At 70.9% G+C, this 17,479-nt stretch carries 15 protein-coding genes; 11 read left to right on the forward strand and 4 right to left on the reverse strand.

Features of this window, described 5'->3' with window-relative positions; all coding sequences use genetic code 11:
- Positions 1-83: 83 nt before the first annotated feature.
- The 3 genes from ACH4FX_RS03565 to ACH4FX_RS03575 form a co-directional block, all read right to left on the reverse strand.
- Positions 84-1,190 (reverse strand): serine/threonine-protein kinase, encoded by a 1,107-nt coding sequence (locus tag ACH4FX_RS03565; RefSeq protein ID WP_398474718.1) that lies wholly within the window; start codon positions 1,188-1,190, stop codon positions 84-86.
- Between the two features lie 222 nt (positions 1,191-1,412).
- Entirely contained in the window at positions 1,413-3,167 is a 1,755-nt protein-coding gene (locus tag ACH4FX_RS03570) for a CBS domain-containing protein (protein ID WP_398474720.1), read from the reverse strand.
- Between the two features lie 1,450 nt (positions 3,168-4,617).
- The gene (locus ACH4FX_RS03575) at positions 4,618-5,040 is read right to left on the reverse strand and encodes a YjbQ family protein (protein ID WP_398474722.1); all 423 of its coding nucleotides are present in this window, start codon (positions 5,038-5,040) and stop codon (positions 4,618-4,620) included.
- A 192-nt stretch (positions 5,041-5,232) separates the two neighbouring features.
- Here ACH4FX_RS03575 and ACH4FX_RS03580 point away from each other — a divergent pair, with 192 nt between their 5' ends.
- The 7 genes from ACH4FX_RS03580 (at position 5,233) to ACH4FX_RS03610 (ending at position 12,256) form a co-directional block, all read left to right on the forward strand.
- Complete coding sequence (locus ACH4FX_RS03580; protein ID WP_385227559.1) at positions 5,233-5,316, forward strand: putative leader peptide; 84 nt, start codon at positions 5,233-5,235, stop codon at positions 5,314-5,316.
- Positions 5,317-5,536: 220 nt separating this feature from the next.
- Complete coding sequence (locus tag ACH4FX_RS03585; protein WP_398474724.1) at positions 5,537-6,487, forward strand: ABC transporter permease; 951 nt, start codon at positions 5,537-5,539, stop codon at positions 6,485-6,487.
- Positions 6,460-7,266: an ABC transporter ATP-binding protein gene (locus ACH4FX_RS03590; RefSeq protein ID WP_398474726.1), complete on the forward strand. Its 807-nt coding sequence runs from the start codon at positions 6,460-6,462 to the stop codon at positions 7,264-7,266. Before ACH4FX_RS03585 ends, ACH4FX_RS03590 begins: the two co-directional genes overlap by 28 nt.
- Before the next feature lie 113 nt (positions 7,267-7,379).
- Positions 7,380-8,480 carry an ABC transporter substrate-binding protein gene (locus ACH4FX_RS03595; RefSeq protein ID WP_398474728.1) on the forward strand — a complete coding sequence of 367 codons (1,101 nt, stop codon included), beginning with the start codon at positions 7,380-7,382 and terminating at the stop codon, positions 8,478-8,480.
- A 5-nt stretch (positions 8,481-8,485) separates the two neighbouring features.
- Positions 8,486-9,691, forward strand: coding sequence for an LLM class flavin-dependent oxidoreductase (locus ACH4FX_RS03600; protein ID WP_398474730.1), 1,206 nt, complete (start codon positions 8,486-8,488; stop codon positions 9,689-9,691).
- 51 nt (positions 9,692-9,742) lie between these two features.
- Positions 9,743-10,852, forward strand: a complete 1,110-nt coding sequence (locus ACH4FX_RS03605) for an NAD(P)-binding domain-containing protein (RefSeq protein WP_398474732.1) — start codon at positions 9,743-9,745, stop codon at positions 10,850-10,852.
- A 309-nt stretch (positions 10,853-11,161) separates the two neighbouring features.
- On the forward strand, positions 11,162-12,256 hold the full coding sequence (locus ACH4FX_RS03610) for a cytochrome P450 (protein ID WP_398474734.1): 1,095 nt from the start codon (positions 11,162-11,164) through the stop codon (positions 12,254-12,256).
- A 48-nt stretch (positions 12,257-12,304) separates the two neighbouring features.
- Here the strand turns inward: ACH4FX_RS03610 and ACH4FX_RS03615 are convergent, their stop codons facing one another.
- Complete coding sequence (locus tag ACH4FX_RS03615; RefSeq protein ID WP_398474736.1) at positions 12,305-12,988, reverse strand: hypothetical protein; 684 nt, start codon at positions 12,986-12,988, stop codon at positions 12,305-12,307.
- Between the two features lie 371 nt (positions 12,989-13,359).
- On the opposite strand from ACH4FX_RS03615, the gene ACH4FX_RS03620 reads away from it, so the two are divergent.
- From ACH4FX_RS03620 to ACH4FX_RS03635, 4 genes are all read left to right on the forward strand, one after another.
- Complete coding sequence (locus ACH4FX_RS03620; protein ID WP_398474738.1) at positions 13,360-14,085, forward strand: DUF4142 domain-containing protein; 726 nt, start codon at positions 13,360-13,362, stop codon at positions 14,083-14,085.
- Between the two features lie 173 nt (positions 14,086-14,258).
- The gene (locus ACH4FX_RS03625; protein WP_398474740.1) at positions 14,259-15,683 is read left to right on the forward strand and encodes a DUF1996 domain-containing protein; all 1,425 of its coding nucleotides are present in this window, start codon (positions 14,259-14,261) and stop codon (positions 15,681-15,683) included.
- A 17-nt stretch (positions 15,684-15,700) separates the two neighbouring features.
- The gene (locus tag ACH4FX_RS03630; RefSeq protein WP_398474742.1) at positions 15,701-16,195 is read left to right on the forward strand and encodes a hypothetical protein; all 495 of its coding nucleotides are present in this window, start codon (positions 15,701-15,703) and stop codon (positions 16,193-16,195) included.
- A gap of 187 nt (positions 16,196-16,382) precedes the next feature.
- Positions 16,383-17,426, forward strand: a complete 1,044-nt coding sequence (locus ACH4FX_RS03635) for a methyltransferase (protein ID WP_398474744.1) — start codon at positions 16,383-16,385, stop codon at positions 17,424-17,426.
- Positions 17,427-17,479 lie beyond the last annotated feature (53 nt).

Below are 17,479 nucleotides of genomic sequence, written 5' to 3' on the forward strand. Positions count from 1 at the left end.
GTCGAAAATGACGCTGGTGATGTTGTACTCACGTGTACCGCAGGGCTGTGCCGACCGACAGCCGCCGTGATGTCACGGTCGTGTCAGCGGCTCGACCAGGCAAGCTCTCGGCGCGCCGCATAGCGCTCGCGAAGCTCACCGGCGACCCGGCGTGAGGCCGGGGGCCGCCCTCTGCCCGGGGACGCCGGGACGGGAACAGCCGGTTCCTCCACAACGGGCGGTTTTGGCTCCGACTCCTCGCGCAACTGCCGGTCCAGCTCGTCGAGGCGATCGAGCATGTGCGCGTCGGGCTGCGGCAGCACCATCGTGGGATGGTCCTTGGGCGTCGTCTGCTCGATCAGGGAGCGGCGGGCTCGGGCCGGGCTCGTGCCCATGCGACGCAGGAGGTCGGCGCACTGGCGCGTCACGTGCGCGAGAGGGGGGCGGTCGACCGGCTTGTGGGCCAACATCGGTGTGACGACTGCGGCCAGCTCCCCAGGCAGGCCCGACAGGTCGGGGGCGACCTCAGGGTTGGACACCTGGGCAGCGACGGCGGGCCACGATGCTCCGCTGTACGGCGCGTGGCCTGTGGCGGCGTACAGCAGCACCGTCCCTAGGCCATAGACGTCGGCCGCCGGTGTCACATCGGTCACTCCGAGTGCCTGCTCGGGGGGGATGTAGGCCACCGTGCCCAGGATGGTGCCGTCCTGGGACATCGAGCCTTTCTCCGCACCGACGAACGCGCCGAGCCCGAAGTCGATGATCACCGGGCCGAAGTCGCCCATCATGACGTTTTTGGCCGTGAGGTCGCGATGTACCAGGCCTACGGCATGCACGGCGGCGAGCCCTTCGGCCAGGAGTGCGCCCAAGCTGGCCACGTGCAGTACGGACAGCGGCTCGCCGTGGTCCACGGTGTCGTATACGGACCGGCCTGGGACGTAGTCCGTGGCCAGCCAGGGCAGGTCGGCGGTCGGGTCGGCATCGATGAAGCGAGCGACGCGCCCCGTACCGGTCAGGGTACGCGCGATGGCCGCTTCTCGTTCGAAACGTGCTCGACTGTGCGCGTTCGTGCGCTCAGGGCGGATCACCTTCACCGCGACCGGGTCGCCCGCCACCGAATACGCGAGGTAGACCTCCCCCATCCCGCCGGCACCGAGGCGCCTCTCGACGGCGTACGGCCCGATCCGCTTCGGATGACTCAAGCCGCTCACCTGACTCCCCCCGCCGGCCGCTCCGATGCGACCGCCCCCGGCACGTACATGTCCGCCTTGGCGCAAGCAATGGGCGGAGGGAGTAAGCAATGACACATCACCGCATCAGCATACTGATCACCGGTGTGCGGCCGGGAGCCCTCTCGCGAACTCGGGACGACAATCCCAGGTCTTCGCCCCTGGCCGGTTTCGAGTGCCCGCGGCCGCACCACAGTGGGGCCGTCATCCTGACGCATCCAGCTTCCGCAGCAGACCGAGCAGACCGTTCAGAAAGTCGATCTGCTCCTGACCGATCGGGTCCGGACTGAAGTGCATCAGGTCGTTGCGCAGCTCGGCACATTGCTTGAGGGCATCGGTGAAGTGCTTCTGGTCGAGAGGGAGCCGAGCGTGCTCCCAGGTAGCCGGGTCCCTGAAGAGGTGGGGGTAGTTGCCCAAGCTGAGCGCCGAGGCGTCTTCGGCCAGGCCCGCCCTCTTCTTGTTGGTCTTCGCGATGCATGCACGGATGTGCTCGATGCCGAGACACCGGTCGGCGATCCGCCGGAGTCGCTGCTCGACCTCTTCGATCAGTACGAACGGGCTGACGCGAGTGCGGAACTCGACAGCGATGTCAGACGGAGTGACGATCCCGCACACCCGGTGCGCGTCGTTTCTGACCAGTACAAAGCCGTGTTTCTCGATCAGACCGATGCAATCGAGGAGATGTTCCGTCGCAGGGACTTCCGGAGCAGGGACGGTAGCGTCGGCCAGAGTCGCGTCGGGGCTGAACATCAGCGCACCACCGATGGATGTCCAGCTGACGGCGCCGAGCAACCGGCCATTGTCGTCGAGGACGGGTAGCTGACTGAACTCCTTCAGCATCATCCGCGTCTGCGCGTTCGCCAGGGTGTCCGCGGGCGTTACGAAGTCAACTGGGACGTTCGCCGAGGGGAGGTTGCCAACGAGATAGGCGACAGACGGATGCCCCGTGCCCCCGTCCGCGTCCACCTCGCCGGCCTCGTCCGCATTGGCGGTCGGCACTCCTGTCGAAATCGTCCCCGCGCCTTGGTCGGTGTTGCCCGCTCGCTGCCCCGGAAGGCCCGTGTGCGTCGCTCCGACCACCCGCTGAACCACACCGGACATGTCACGAGCCTCCGGCATGCTCTCCCCGAAGGTCGGTGCACCGGCAGGTTCGCCCACTGCCTCGGCACGAGCAAGCCGCGTGAGCAGAGTGGCTCCGTCCGCAACCGGTTCTTCGCCCGCCGCCACCACTGCGATGACGCTGTCGAGCGTGCCTTCCGTGAAGGGCGGAATCGACAACAGGCCCGCGTCGTCGAGGTCGCGCTGGATCCGTGCCACGGCAGTCGGGGAGCGTCGCTCCGCATCCCACAGTTCCAGGAGCTTGCGAACGGTGAGCCGGGTGGGTTCAACCGCTTGTCGGTCCTCGTCCCCTACCCTCTCGATCAGCTGGCGTCGGGCGACCAGACTCGCGCCAGGCTCCCCGTCATCCGGCCTGCCGGGGTCGGCATTCCCCTGAACCACCTCCGCGAGACGTCTCGCCGCGTCGTAACGACGCAGCTCGAAGACGGTCTGCAACGACCCCAGCGACTGCAACAGATCCGGCCGGAAGGCGTCACGCGTCAGTTCCCTGATCTTCCAATCGACGCAACGCACGTGACGCATTCCGTCCGGCTCGCCCGGCCGGAATGTGTATTCACCGGTCACGAACCCGATCGCGTACGTGCCGTCGGCTCGGGGCAGCACGACGAGATCGCCCACGGCCATCTCGTGCCGGAAGCGGAAGAGCTGGCCCGTCCAGTTGCCGCGGGTGTAGGCGTTTTCATCCGGATATGCAGCATCAACGACACGGCGTATCTCGCTGCGACCGGTACTGCTGGAAAGGTCCTCGGTACCGGGCCAGCCGGCGATCACCAGCCCGCGCTCCAGCGCCTCCGCCTCACGCTCGCCCCGCCGCCCCGCTCTGACCACCCACGCCCGCATGCCGCCGCCCCGAATCGATCTTGTCTGTCACGTCAGGTCTTCGCGACATCCCACGCATGTTCGCAAGGCGAAGCCGCGCCGGCAACCCCGACAACCTTCCTGTTGCCTCGTATACCGCAAATGGCATCTAAGGTTTTCCGAGACGCCGCGTGTTGCCTTCGTAGCATGGCCGTGGGACCTCTGCATGCGATCCTTTCCTTCCCGTGGCCACGGAGGTTGGGTCCTTCCCTATTGGACAAGTCCTTGGAAACTCCTCCGCAGGAGCAGACTGCCGACGGCGGCCCGCTGGGCATGCGCGTACCCAGCATCAGCTGCGCGGTGAGCCAGCCGTCGAGCTGCCGGGAGGCGATCCCGTTCCCTCCGCTCCGTCAAGACGCCGAGGAAACCGGAGTCACCCTGATCGGCAGCTTCGAGTGCGTACCGAGTAGCCGCCTCGTGGTCTCCCACCAGTTCTCTGATCAAGGCCAGGCTGAACAAGAGCCGCGCGTTCCCTTCCTCGACCGTCTCGGCTATCAACCCCTCAGCGGCTTTCATGTCCGAAGCGGCTTCTCGCAAGGGCGCCGCTCGCGTCGCGTCCGGGACTCGAAAGGCTCGGCACAATTTCACAGCGGGGCGAGTTTCGCCTCATCGGGGCACTGTTCCGCTGCCTTGTGCTTATGCAGACGTTCGACATGGGCGTGCTGCTCAAGGTAGTCGGCGAGCTGATAGCACGGCCGGCTGACTTCCGCTGTACAGGGCGAGGGCGGTTCGGGCGCAGTTGACCTCTGGCGCCCCGACACGCTAGATAGGCGAACGTCTGCTCGAACCAGGCATCATCCAACATGTCCCATTCATCGTCACTGAGGTAGCCCGAGGCAGCCTGCTCCAGAAACGTCCGCGGCAGGCGCGGACCGTGTCCAGGCCGACGTCCATGGCCGCCCAGAGGAGACCTCGCGCGGACACGGGGGCTCGTGCCGGTAGCGGCGTATCAACTCCGGTGCACTGGCAAGAAACTGAGTAAGGCGGCCGTCGGCAGAGTGCGCGGCCTGCACGAGCCGCGGATCGAACCGCACATGCTTCCCGTCCCCTTCCGAAAGCGCTGCCATGAACTCACGACGCAGCTCGCGCATCATCTCCGACAGCTCGATCACGCATCTCTCAGGCTGACGACGGTGAAAGAACCCTACTGCGCTGGCGGGTTCTACCCCGCGGGGAGAGACAGACGCGACCGCTCCACGCCTGCCGCTACAAGAATAAGCTGAGCCGAGCCGGACCGTCCGTAAATCCACTCGTGTAGTGCAACGCTCGCTGCAAACTGATCCACGGAAAACGGAAACCACCCCGTCTCCGGGGAGAAGATCTTCTCCCCGGAGTCCTCGCGAGGCCACCCGATACCTACTGCTCGGGCAGTCCGAGCATGAGGCTCTGGTGCGGCCGGACTTCGCCTCTACAGTCCCACTGACGCGGCGCCCTAACCGAGAAAACTCAGCCGGACCTGCCGGTTCGGGTTGTCCACGTTCGTGTCCACCAGACAGACAGACTGCCAGGTGCCCAGCGCCAGCTCTCCCCCGACCACGGGCAGCGTGGCATGGGGCGGTACGAGGGCGGGCAGCACGTGGTCGCGGCCGTGGCCGCGGGTTCCGTGCTTGTGGCGCCACCGGTCGTCCGCCGGCAGGAGGTCGTGGAGCGCGGCCAGCAGGTCGTCGTCGCTGCCCGCGCCCGTCTCGATCAGCGCCACGCCCGTGGTGGCGTGCGGTGTAAAGACATTCAGCAGTCCGTCCCGGCCGCGGGCGACGTCCCTCAGGAAGGAGGCGCATTCTGCGGTCAGGTCGTGCACCACCTCGTGCGAGCCGGTCCGGACGTCGATTTCTCGTGTCGTGAAACTCTCAGCCATATGCCGATCCTCGCAGAGACGGCCGCCGAAAACCGACATGCGCACGGGACGGGCCCGCGCCTGGGCCCGTGTCCGGCTCACTGCGCTGTTCATGGCTTCTTTCCCCCTGCGGGCGCAATGCCGTCGCAACAAAGGTCCAGCAGATGAGACGACGTTTGACCCGTCTTCAGATGCGCCGCTACGTTCAGCGACATGTCTACGTCAGCCCGGCTCACCACGCGCGGTCATATCGACCTGCTGCGGGTGGCGTCCGCCGCGTGTCGCCGCGGTTGCTGAGGTCGGCACGCCGCTGAGGCGTCTTTGTCACGCGTAGCCGTGCTGCGTGCCTGCCGCGTTTTCGTCTTCTCGAATTCTTTTCGCGCCGGTCGTGCGGCGCGTTCCCGGCGCGTTCCCCCTTTCCGTCCGCCGGGCTCCTCGTGCTGCCCCGTGGCAGGCGCCGGGCCCGGGACAGGCGTGTGGCGGAAGGGGTGCGTGCCCTTTCCGACCTGGAGCCTTCATGAGTGTTGAGCAGGCCGCGCCCGGACACGCGCCGCCCGGGGCGCCGTCGTCGCGCGTCGGGCGGCCGGTGGCCGAATCGCCGCGCACCGAACCACCGCCTACCGGGCCACCCCGTACCGAACCGCCGCGTCCGCCGCGTACCGGGCCGGAGCTGGTGCCCGTCGTGCCCGTGTCGGCCCGGCGCAAGACCGTGCCGCGGTGGCTGCGGCGGGCCGTGCTGCCGGTGTCGCTGCTCGTGCTGTGGCAGGTGCTCAGCGCCAGTGGGTCGCTGCCGGGTGACATCCTCGCCTCACCGGGAGCCATCGCCCACACGGCTTGGACGCTGGTGTCCGACGGCACGCTGCCTTCGGCGATGCTGGTGTCCCTGCAACGGGTCGCGGTCGGCCTCACCGTGGGCGTGGTCGCCGGGGTGGCCTTGGCGCTCGCCTCCGGGCTGTCGCGATTGGGGGAGGATCTCGTCGACCCCGTCGTACAGATGCTGCGGTCCGTGCCGTGGGTGGGCGTGATTCCGCTCTTCATCATCTGGCTGGGAATCGGTGAGGCACCGAAGATCGCGCTGATTTCACTCGGTGTGGCCTTTCACCTGTATCTGAACGTCCACGCCGGGATTCGCGGCGTGGACGCGCAGTTGGTGGAGGCCGGCACTTCACTGGGGCTCGGGCGCTGGGGGCTGATCCGGCACGTCGTCCTGCCCGGTGCGCTGCCGGGCGCCATGACCGGGCTGCGCTATTCGCTCGCCACCGCCTGGCTGGCCCTCGTCTTCGGCGAGCAGATCAACGCCGACGACGGACTCGGATTCCTGATGAACCAGGCCCGGGAATTCTTCCGTACCGACGTGATCGTGGTGTGCCTGGTGGTGTACGCGGTCCTCGGGCTGCTCGCCGATTTCCTCGTCCGCACTCTGGAAAGGCTGCTGCTGCAATGGCGACCGACGTTCACCGGACAGTGAAGACGGAAACGGAAGGGCGGTACGGTCCGGCCGGCGCGGCGGGCGAAAGTGCTGCCGTACGGGTACGGGAACTCCGCCGGGTCTTCGGGGGCCGGGCCGTCATCGACGGACTGCGGCTGGACGTGGCGCCGGGCGAGTTCGTGGCGCTGCTCGGGCGCAGTGGCTGCGGCAAGTCCACGCTGTTGCGGGTACTGGCCGGGCTGGACCGGGAGATCGAGGGCCAGGTGCTCGTACCGCAGCGCAAGGCCGTCGCCTTCCAGGCGCCGCGGCTGATGCCGTGGCAGCGGGTATGGCGCAATGTGCTGCTCGGGCTGCCCGGGAAGCCCGGACGTGGCGCGGCCGAACGGGCGTTGGGCGAAGTGGGGCTGGCGCACCGGGCGGACGCGTGGCCGAAGACGTTGTCGGGCGGCGAGGCGCAGCGCGCTTCGCTGGCCCGCGCGCTGGTGCGCGAACCCGACCTTCTGTTGCTGGACGAGCCGTTCGGCGCACTGGACGCACTGACGCGCATCAAGGCGCAGCAGTTGGTGGCCGAACTGTGGCAGGAGCGCGGCTGCGCGGTGCTGCTCGTCACGCACGACGTGGACGAGGCGCTGCTGCTGGCCGATCGCGTGCTGGTGATGGAGGGCGGCGTGATCGCGTACGAGAGCGAGGTCGGTCTGCCACGCCCGCGCACCGTCGCCGACCCGCGGTTCGCCGCACTGCGCGCCCGACTGCTGGGCCGCCTGGGAGTGGAGGCCGAGCTGGAGGACGGGGCCGACGTGGCAGGGGCTGCTGCCTGACGGCACACGACGCCCGCACGCCCGACACAGACAAGCGCCCCGCACAGGCAAGGACTCCACACAGGCATGCGCCCCACACAGCCAAGTACGCAGCATCACGAAACGGACCGCACATGAGAGCATCACGACACCCCCGCTCGCCCCACCCCTCCACGCCACGCCGCCGCTCCCCCGCCCGCGTGTTCCTCCCCCTCCTCCCGCTCCTCCTCCTGCTCAGCGCCTGTGGCGGCGCGTCCCGGGCGGACGGTGCCGGAGGCGGGTCCCGCGGCAGGAGCGACGGGGCGGGCCCGGTGACACTCAACGCCGGTGACCAGCGGGGCGGTTCGGAGTCGGTACTGCGGGCGGCCGGGGAGCTGGACGATCTGCCGTACCGCATCCAGTGGTCGACCTTCACCTCCGGTCCGCCGTTGCTGGAGGCGGTCAACGCCGGTGCCGTGGACGTCGGCGCGGTCGGCGACACGCCGCCGGTCTTCGCCGCCGCCGCGCACTCGAAGATCAAGGTGATCGCGGCATCGCACGGCTCGTCCGCGGGAGAGGCGATCCTCGTGAAGAAGGACTCGCCGATCACACGGCCCGCGGAGCTGAAGGGCAAGGTCATCGCGGTGGCGCAGGGCAGTTCCGCGCACTACCAGCTGGTCGCCTCCCTGAAGAAGGCCGGGCTGACGCCGAAGGACGTGACGCTCAGCCACCTCCAGCCGGCCGACGCGCTGGCCGCGTTCACCCGCGGCCGGGTGGACGCCTGGGCGGTGTGGGACCCGTACACCTCACAGGCCCTCGAACGGAGCGACGCGCGGGTGCTGACCACCGGCGAAGGCGTCGTCGACGGCCTCAGCTTCCAGGTCGCCGCGCCCGCCGCCCTGGCCGACGGGAAGAAGGCCGCGGCGCTCAAGGACTACCTGGACCGGCTGCGCCGCGCGCAGGACTGGGTCCACCGGCACCCGGACGCCTGGGCGAAGGCATGGGCCGAGGAGACCGGGCTGCCGCGGAAGGTGGCGCTGGCCTCGGTGAAACGTACGCAAGGTACGGCGGTGACGGTAGCCCTGGACCGGCCGGCCGTCGCCTCCGAGCAGCGGATCGCCGACACCTTCGCCGCACTGAAGCTGATCCCGGGGCGCTTCGACTTCTCGTCGTTCGTCGACACCCGTTTCAACGGCAGCCTGCCGCCTTCGAGCACGGCGCCGCGTACCTATGGCTCACAACGAAAGGCCGGCTGAGCGCCATGACCGTACATCTGCACTGGTTCCTGCCCACCGGCGGCGACGGGCGCACGCTCGTCGACCGGCACGCGTACACCGACGGCGGGGTGCGGCGCGACCGCATCACCCCGGTCAGCGGCGTACGGGCCCCCGGCATCGACTACCTGGCGCAGATCGCCAAGGCGGCCGAGCAGCTGGGCTTCGAGGCGGTCCTCACGCCGACGGGTACGTGGTGCGAGGACGCCTGGCTGACGACGATGGCGCTCACCCAGGTCACCGACCGGCTGAAGTTCCTGGTCGCCTTCCGGCCCGGGGTGATCTCGCCCGTACTGGCCGCGCAGATGGCCGCGACGTACCAGCGGATCTCCGGGGGCCGGCTGCTGCTGAACGTGGTGACCGGCGGCGACTCCACCGAGCAGCGGCGGTTCGGCGACGCCTTGGACCACGACCGGCGGTATGCCCGTACGGACGAGTTCCTCCAGGTGGTGCGGGGTGTGTGGGGCGGCACCCCGTTCGACTTCCAGGGTGAGCACTACCAGGTGGAGGGCGGACTGACCGCGCTGCCGCCGGACCCGCTCCCGGAGATCTTCTTCGGTGGCTCGTCGGCGGCGGCCGGGCCGGTCGCCGCCCGCAATGTGGATGTCTACCTCACCTGGGGCGAGCCGCCCGAGCAGGTGAAGCAGAAGATCGACTGGATCGCGGGCCTGGCCGCGCGGGAGGGCCGCACGGTCCGCTTCGGCATCCGGCTGCACACCATCTCGCGCGATGCGGCGAGGGAGGCGTGGGCCACGGCGGACCGGCTGCTGGACGATCTCGACCCGGCCACCGTGGCCGCCGCGCAGCAGGCGCTGGGCCGGAGCGAGTCGGTGGGACAGCAGCGGATGCTGGCGCTGCACGGCGGCTCCCGCGACAAGCTGGAGATCGCGCCGAACCTCTGGGCCGGGGTGGGGCTGGTCCGCGGCGGGGCGGGGACGGCGCTGGTCGGCAGCCATGCGGAGGTGGCCGACCGCATCGAGGAGTACCACGCGCTCGGCATCGAGCACTTCGTACTGTCCGGCTATCCGCACCTGGAGGAGGCGTACTGGTTCGGCGAGGGGGTACGGCCCGAGCTGGCCGCCCGGGGGCTGCTGCCCGCCGGGCCGTCCCCGCTGACCGGTGTCCCGGCGGCCGACGGCCGTCCGGCGTCCGCGCCGGGCGGGGCGCCGCTGCTGGTCGCGGGCGGTCGCTGAGGGTCATGGCGAGCCCGGAAGATTCCGGGCCGCACCCTGGTTGGTAGAAACATGAACTACACCGGGGTGCGGGAAGCCGAGGTCGTGGTGGCCGGTGCCGGGCAGGCGGGCCTGGCCACCGCGTTCCACCTGCGGCGGGTGGGGTACGAGCCGGACCGGGACTTCGTCGTGCTGGACCACGCGCCGCGGCCGGGCGGCGCGTGGCAGTTCCGCTGGCCCACGCTGACGTACGGCAAGGTCCACGGCATGCACGCGCTGCCCGGAATGGAGCTGGCCGGCGCCGACCCGGACCGGCCGTCCGCCGAGGTCATCGGCGCGTACTTCGACACGTACGAGCGCACCTTCGGGCTGCGGGTGCACCGGCCGGTGGACGTCCGGGCGGTGCGTGACGGCGCTGACGGGCGCCTGCTGGTGGAGACCTCGGAAGGGACGTACGCCACCCGGGCCCTGGTCAGCGCGACCGGCACCTGGGACCGCCCCTTCTGGCCCCGCTTCCCCGGACAGGAGGTGTTCCGCGGCCGGCAGCTGCACAGCTCCGGCTACCGGGGGCCGCGGGACTTCGCGGGCCGGCGGGTGATCGTCGTGGGCGGCGGGACCTCGGCCGTGCAGCAGCTGCTGGAGATCGCGGAGGCCGCCGCCGCGACGGCCTGGGTGACCCGCCGCCCGCCCGTCTTCCGCGAGGGCCCGTTCGACGAGCAGCAGGGCCGCGCCGCCGTCGCCCGGGTCGAGGAGCGGGTACGCCGGGGGCTGCCGCCGCAGAGCGTGGTGTCGGTCACGGGGCTGCCGATGACGGAAGCGATGCGGCGGGCGCGCGAGCGCGGCGTGCTGGAGCGGCTGCCGTTGTTCGACCGGCTCACCGGGACCGGTGCGGTCTGGGCCGACGGCCGTACCGTCGAGGCGGACACGGTCCTGTACGCCACCGGCTTCCGCGCCGCCCTCGACCACCTCGCCCCGCTCCGGCTGCGCGAGCCCGGCGGGGGCATCCGCATGGAGGGCACCCGCACGGTCCGGGACCCGCGCGTCCACCTCGTCGGCTACGGCCCTTCGGCCAGCACCATCGGCGCCAACCGCGCGGGACGTGCCGCGGTGCGGGACATCCAGCAGCTCCTCGGGGTGGGGACGGGGGCCCTGGCGGCGCCCGGGGCCGTCACGCCCGACTGACGGGAGGCTACGGGCTGATTCGCACACCCACCCCGTTCGTACGCCTGTGTGTGCACTGCTGCGGCAAAGGGGAAATTTCCGGGTGAGGGCGGGGAGTTGCGCCAGGCGGTCACGGTTACGGCCGGGGCGTCGGTCGCGGCGGACAGCACGTGGAAGAGGTGGGGTGGTCTGGTGCCGAGCACGCCGCAGCCGTCCGGTGGTTCCCCTTCGTCGCCGCCTCGTGGGGCGCCGTCGATCGATCTCCCCTTGCCGCCGCCGGGCACCATGGGGCCGCCCGCCGAGTATGTCCGGCTGCGCCGGGAGTGCCCCGTGGCCTGGCTGCGGGACGCGGACACGCCCAGCTGGTTCGTGAGCCGGTACGACGACGTCAGGGCGGTGATCGGCGATCCGCGGCTGGTCAGGCCGAGCGTCAGCGGCTGGTCGTTCCTGCCGGAGGAGGACAGGCCGGACGGCCCGGAGCTGATCACGATGATGGAGATGGACGGCCCGCGGCACACGGCGTTGCGCAGGGCCCTGTCCGGGGCGTTCAGCGCGCGGTCCGTACGGCGCCGGCTGCCGCGGATCCGCAGGAGCGCCGAGCAGCTGCTGGACGCGTTCGCCGCCGGCGGCCCGCCCGGTGATCTGGTCGCCGGGTACACCGAGCCCTTCCCGCTCCGGGTGGTGTGCGAGTCGGTGGGCATCCCGTACGAGGACCGCGACTCCTATCTGCCCCTGGCGGACGCGGCCCTGGGGGCGCTGCTCACCCTGGAGGAGGCGCGGCGGGCCACACCGCTGCTGCGGGAGTACGTCCGGTCGCTGATCGTCCGGAAACAGCGGACGCCCGCCGACGACATCCTCAGCGCTCTGACCCGCAGGTGCGACCGTGGCGAGCTGGACGAAGAGAGCGTGCTGAGTTTTGGGCTGTCGATGCTCGTCGCCGGTTACCGGACGACGACCATGTTTCTGTCCGACGCCGTCGTGGCGCTGCTGACCGAGCCGGAACAGTACGCCCGGCTGCGCGACGACCGCGGCCTGCTGCCGGGCGCGGTGGAGGAGTTCCTGCGCTACGTGCCGGTGATGAACGGGGTGGTGGTGCTCCAGGCCACCGAGGATCTGGAACTGGGCGGGCAGACGGTCCGGGCGGGCGAGGCGGTCTTTCCGGCGCTGGCCTCCGCCAACCGCGACGAGGCCGTGTTCACCGAGCCGGAAAAGCTCGACCTGTGCCGCCGGCCGAACCCGCACATCGCGTTCGGCCGGGGCCCGCACAACTGCATCGGTGCCCATCTGGCGCGGGCGGAGCTGAGCGTGGGCCTGGAAGCGCTGCTGGACCGCTTCCCGCACCTGCGCCTGGCCGAGGGACACAGCCCCACCTGGGACGACGCCTCCCCGGCCAAGTCGCCGCTCACCCTTCCGGTCAGCTGGTGAGCCGTACGCCGGGATGCTGTCGCACCGAGGGCGTACGGCCGCCGCCGGTCACTGCGTGACGTCGAGCGTCTGCTGGGCCGGGCGCAGCGTGTGGGACGGGTGCGGCGTACGGACCTCCGCCGAGCCGTCTCCCTCGAAGAGCTGCTCGCCCGCCTTGACGGGGACGGCACCGAAAGCGCTCTTGAAGGAGGCGGCGCCCTGCTCCGTCACGGTGAAGGTGACGCGGGTGGTGAGCTTGTCCGCGGCGACCCGGGCCTGCCTGGGGTCCAGCTTGAACGCCAGGAACGCCGTCCTCGCCGGGCGGGCGCCCCGTACGTCCCCGGAGACCCGGCCCGTGGCGAAGTCGGCCTTCAGGTGGTTGACCCGCAGATAACGGCCGCCGCGTGTGAAGTCGAAGCCGCCGTCGAAGTCCATGTCGCCCTTGGTGAGGGCGCGGTTGAAGGCGCCGCCGGTGATCGGGGCGGTGACGCACCGCCGCTCACGGGTGCCGGTCAGACGGGCCGGGCGGAGGGCGTTGAGCCGCACATGCGCCTTGGCCAGGGCGCGGGTGGCGCCGGGGGTCAGGCAGAAGTTCCCGACGCCCTTGCCCAACCGGGTCAGCTCCTGGTGGGGCGGGGGCACCGGGCGCGGGCCGTCCGGGGCGGCGGCCAGGGAGATGCTGCCGCCCAGGGACCCGGTGAGGGCGAGCGCGGTCACACAGGCCGTGGTGAACAGGCGGCGCGGTGCGGACATGGGGATGTCTCCTTCGCGTACGGCTGCGGTCGGCAGCGGCGGACGACCGCGGCATTGCTGTGTTTGTTACAGGTATTGACGCCCCTGCCCCGGTGGTGACGGCCCCGCCCGCGAATCACCCGTTCGCCCGATGACTCCCGGTGTGTCATCCCGGGGCGGTGGGCCGGAGCAGCGTAAGAGAGGGCGCGCGGGAGGGGGCACCGGCGCTCCGGGGCCGGCGCGCGCCGACGGCCGGGGTACGGCTGCGGCCCGGCACCTTAGCAAGCGCGGACCGCCGTGGCGGGTCTTTGTCGGGTTGGCGCCAACCGTGCGAAGACGGCCCGGTACGGCATTAGCGTCCTCTTCTCCGTCCCCCGGAGAAGGAGGTCACGTTGCGAAACGTCGGACGGCGGCGTTCGGTGACCGGCGGTGTCCGGTCGCGGTTCTCGGTGGGCACCGGGCTGGTCGTCGCCGGGCTTTCCCTGACGGCCGTGGCCATCCTGCTGCCGGTGCAGTTGTTCGCGAGCAGCGGCAGCGCGGCGGACCGTTCCGCGCCCGCCGCGCAGGACGACGGGCTCGGGGTGTGGAACACGCCGTGGGGTCCCTTGTCCCCGCTCGACCGGGAATTCGTCAGAAAAGTACGGCAGGCCGGGCTCTGGGAACTGCCGGCGGGGCGGGAGGCGCTGCGACGCGGGACGCGGCAGGCCGTCAAGCACGCGGGCCGGCATTTGATGGAGGGCCACACCGATCTCAATCAGCGTGCCGCCGACACGGCCCGCGCGCTGGACATCACGCTCCCCGGGCAGCCGACCCCCGAGCAGCAGGGCTGGCTCGCCCAGCTCGACGCGGCCGAAGGCGACACCTATGAGCGGCTGTTCGCGAATCTGGCCCGCCGCGCGCACGGAAAGGTCTTCTCCCTGGTCGCGCAGGTGCGGGCGGACACCCAGAATTCCATGATCCGGGACCTGGCCACCCGTGCCAATTCCGTCGTCCTCGATCACATCACGGCTCTGGAACAGACCGGACTGGTCGATTTCGCAGCACTCGCCGACGGCCGGGCATCCGGCGGTCCGGGCACGGCTACGGTTGCGCCGCCGCCCGCGCAGCCGTCCGCGTGACCGCCCCCGTAATCGTCCATACGATCACGGGCCACCCGTGAAACAACCGCACCCGCGCTTACGTATTCCCGCAGGAGCACGTTGCCGCACCAGGCATTGCCCACCAGGAATCGCCGCAGGAACCGGCGCGGGAAACGCCACAGGACTCCATCCGACCCCCGGGAAGTGATGACATGAAACGGCAGAAACGGATATCTGCACGATCGGCGCGTCCGCACAAAAGGGCCCGCCTCTCGAAGCGGAGCGGTGCGCTGATCCTCACGGCGCTGGCCGGGTGCGGCGGTACGGCGGTGATCGCCGCCCAGGCGCTGGCGGGGACGGGCGCGCCCGGGACCGGCCGCGCGGACACGCCGGCAGGCGGCGGCACGGGCACGGTGGCCGGCCGGACGATCAGCTGCCCGGACGTGGGACAGCGGCTGCGCAGCCTGCCGACCGCAGCGGCTCCCGAAGTCAATCGGCAGCTCGGGCAGTTGGAGGAGCAGGTCGCCCGGGCGTTCCAGCGGTGGACAGCCGATCCCGGGGCGCAGGACCGGGTGCTGCGCGGCCTGGAGCAGGACCGCAAGGCCACCATCGGACGCATCACGGACGCGCTGCGCCGGGCCGGTGGACAACCCGGCACGCTCGACGGGCTCAGCGCCTGCCGCCCGACGGAGCGGGATTCCGCCGCCGCACAGAACGTGCCCCGGGGCGCGCGGGACGGGAACAGCGCGGACAACGGCCCGTTCCGCGACGATTTCGTCGACATCACCACCGTACGGCCGAATACCCGGGACGGCGCCGAGCGGGGACGCGGCGCGGCCTCCGGTTCGTTCCGTTCGGAATGCGGGCGCAACGAGAACGGGCACAACAACCCGGACAACCTGATCGTCGCGCCGGGTGTCGGCAACGGCGCCCACCACATGCACGATTACGTGGGCAATCTGGCGACGGACGCGTTCTCCTCCGACCGGGAACTGGCCGGGGCCGGTACGACCTGCGGCAACGGGGACCGGTCCACGTATTACTGGCCGGTGCTGCGGCTGCGGGACAACGGGCGGGAGCGGGACGCCGACGCACCCGGCGGCGGGCAGGACGGCAATGTCGGCACGATCCTGCGTCCCGCCGAGGTATCGCTGACCTTCGACGGGACCGGCACCGGAAAGGTGTCCGCCATGCCGCCGTTCCTGCGGAATCTCACCGGTGACGCGAAAGCGCTGACGAACGGACCGGCCAACGCGAACGCGTCGTGGAGCTGCACCGGTTTCGAGGACCGGCAGCTGAAGAACAAGTACCCGGTCTGTCCCCGGGGCAGCAAGGTCGTACGGTCGCTGGTGTTCCCCAGTTGCTGGGACGGGCGCAACATCGACAGCGCCAATCACCGTACGCATGTGGTCTTCCCGGACGGAAACGGACGGTGCCGCGACGGATTCCGCGCCGTTCCCCGGCTGGTGCAGCGGCTGACCTACGCCATTCCGCCGAACACGCCGTACGCGGTGGACAGCTTTCCCGACCAGTTGCACAACCCGGTGACGGATCACGGTGACTTCATCAACGTGATGCCGCAGCGGCTGATGCGTACGGCCGTGGACTGCGTCAATTCCGGCCGCGACTGCCGGTGAAAGGCGGTCGTCGTGCCATGAGACCGCCGTCCGGCCCGGTGCTGCCCCTGCTCGCGGCGGGCGGTCTGTCCTGTGCGATCGTCGTGGCCGGTTACGCGAACGGCGGCCCGGCGCCGGCCGCCCAGCGCCCCCCGCGGACCGCGCACGCCCTCCCCTCCCCCGCCGCGTCGGGCCCGCCGGTGCCGATGGCGCGGATCGCCGCCGTCCTCGGCTGCCGCGCCGAGATCATCGTCGACGCACAGGAGTTGCGCGAAGGCGGCTGCACCACCGGCGCGGGGGCCTTCCGCATCCTGACCTTCAGCAGCGACGCCAAGAAGCGCGCCTGGCTCACCGAGGCGCAGGCGTACGGAGGGACATATCTCGTCGGCACCCGCTGGTCGGTCACCGGCCCGTCCCCGAGCGCGCTGGCACCGCTCCGGGCCGCGCTGGGCGGCACCGTGGAAACGGGCGACGGACACGGCCACACCGCCGCCCGGCACGGCCGGGCCCCCGGGCAGGACCGGTCGTCCTGACAGGGCCGGGCGCCCTGACCCGGCCGGAAAACGGGCACCGCCGAGCGGTGCCCGTTTTCCGTGTGTGACAGCCTCCCCGCGGTGGTAGTGATCACGGACGCGGACGTATGTTCGCGTCCGTGAACTTCCGTGCGTCCCCCGCACGTCCCCCGTACCACCCCCCGCAACGATCCCCAGGAGGCATCCCATGGCATCCCCGCTCCCCGTCGCGCCGACCGCATCCCCGCTGCCGCTGATGCAGTTAGCCACCGGGTTCTGGGCGTTCAAGACGCTGGCCACCGCCGACGAGCTGGGCCTGTTCGGCCTGCTCGACCGGCTGGGCGGCGGCACGGTCGAGGAGTGCGCCGAGGAGCTGGAGATCGGCACACGGCCCGCGGGGATGCTGCTGACCGGCTGCGCGGCGCTGGACCTGCTGGAACGCCGCGGGGACGGCCGGTTCGTCAACTCGCCGCTGGCCGACGCCTATCTGGTGCCCGGCCGCCCGTACCACTTCAGCGGCTGGCTGCGGATGCTGGACCAGCGGCTGTACCCGGGCTGGGGCCGGCTCGGCGAGGCGGTGCGCACCAACCGGCCCACGACCTGGGACCCGGACAAGCAGCTGCACCTGTTCGACACCGAGGACCCGGGGCTGCTGTCCGTCTTCTGGGAGGCGATGCACGCGGTGTCGTCGTGGACCGCGCAGCGGCTCGGCGAGGTGGTGGACCTCACCGCCGGGACGCGGCTGCTGGACGTGGGCGGCGGCTCCGGCGCGTACGCCATCGAGCTGTGCCGGCGGCACCCGGGCCTGAAGGCGACGGTCTACGACTTGCCGAAGGTGTGTCCGGTCGCGGACCGCAACATCGCGGACGCCGGGCTCGCCGACCGGATCGGCACCCACCCCGGCGACTTCCTCTCCGAGCCCGCGCTCCCCGGCGGGCACGACGTCATCGTGCTGTCGATGATCCTGCACGACTGGGACGAGGCCACCAACCGCATGCTGCTCGACAAGTGCTGTGCGGCACTGCCGCCCGGCGGCACCCTGGTGATCAGCGAGCTGATGGTGGACGACGATCTGACCGGGCCCGCGCCGGCCGCCCTGATGAGCCTGAACATGCTGGTGGAGACCGAGGGCGGCCGCAACTACACGGCGGCGGAGTACAGCTCCTGGCTGGTCGACGCCGGGTTCTCCGAGGTGCGCAAGGTGCCGTTCGAGGCGCCCGGCGCCAACGCGGCCATCGTCGCCCGCAGGTGACGTCCGGGCCGTGATCCGGCGGGCGGGCCGTCCGGTGTGCGCGCGGACCGCGG

Source organism: Streptomyces sp. NPDC018019, from assembly GCF_044327805.1.
Taxonomy (GTDB): domain Bacteria; phylum Actinomycetota; class Actinomycetes; order Streptomycetales; family Streptomycetaceae; genus Streptomyces.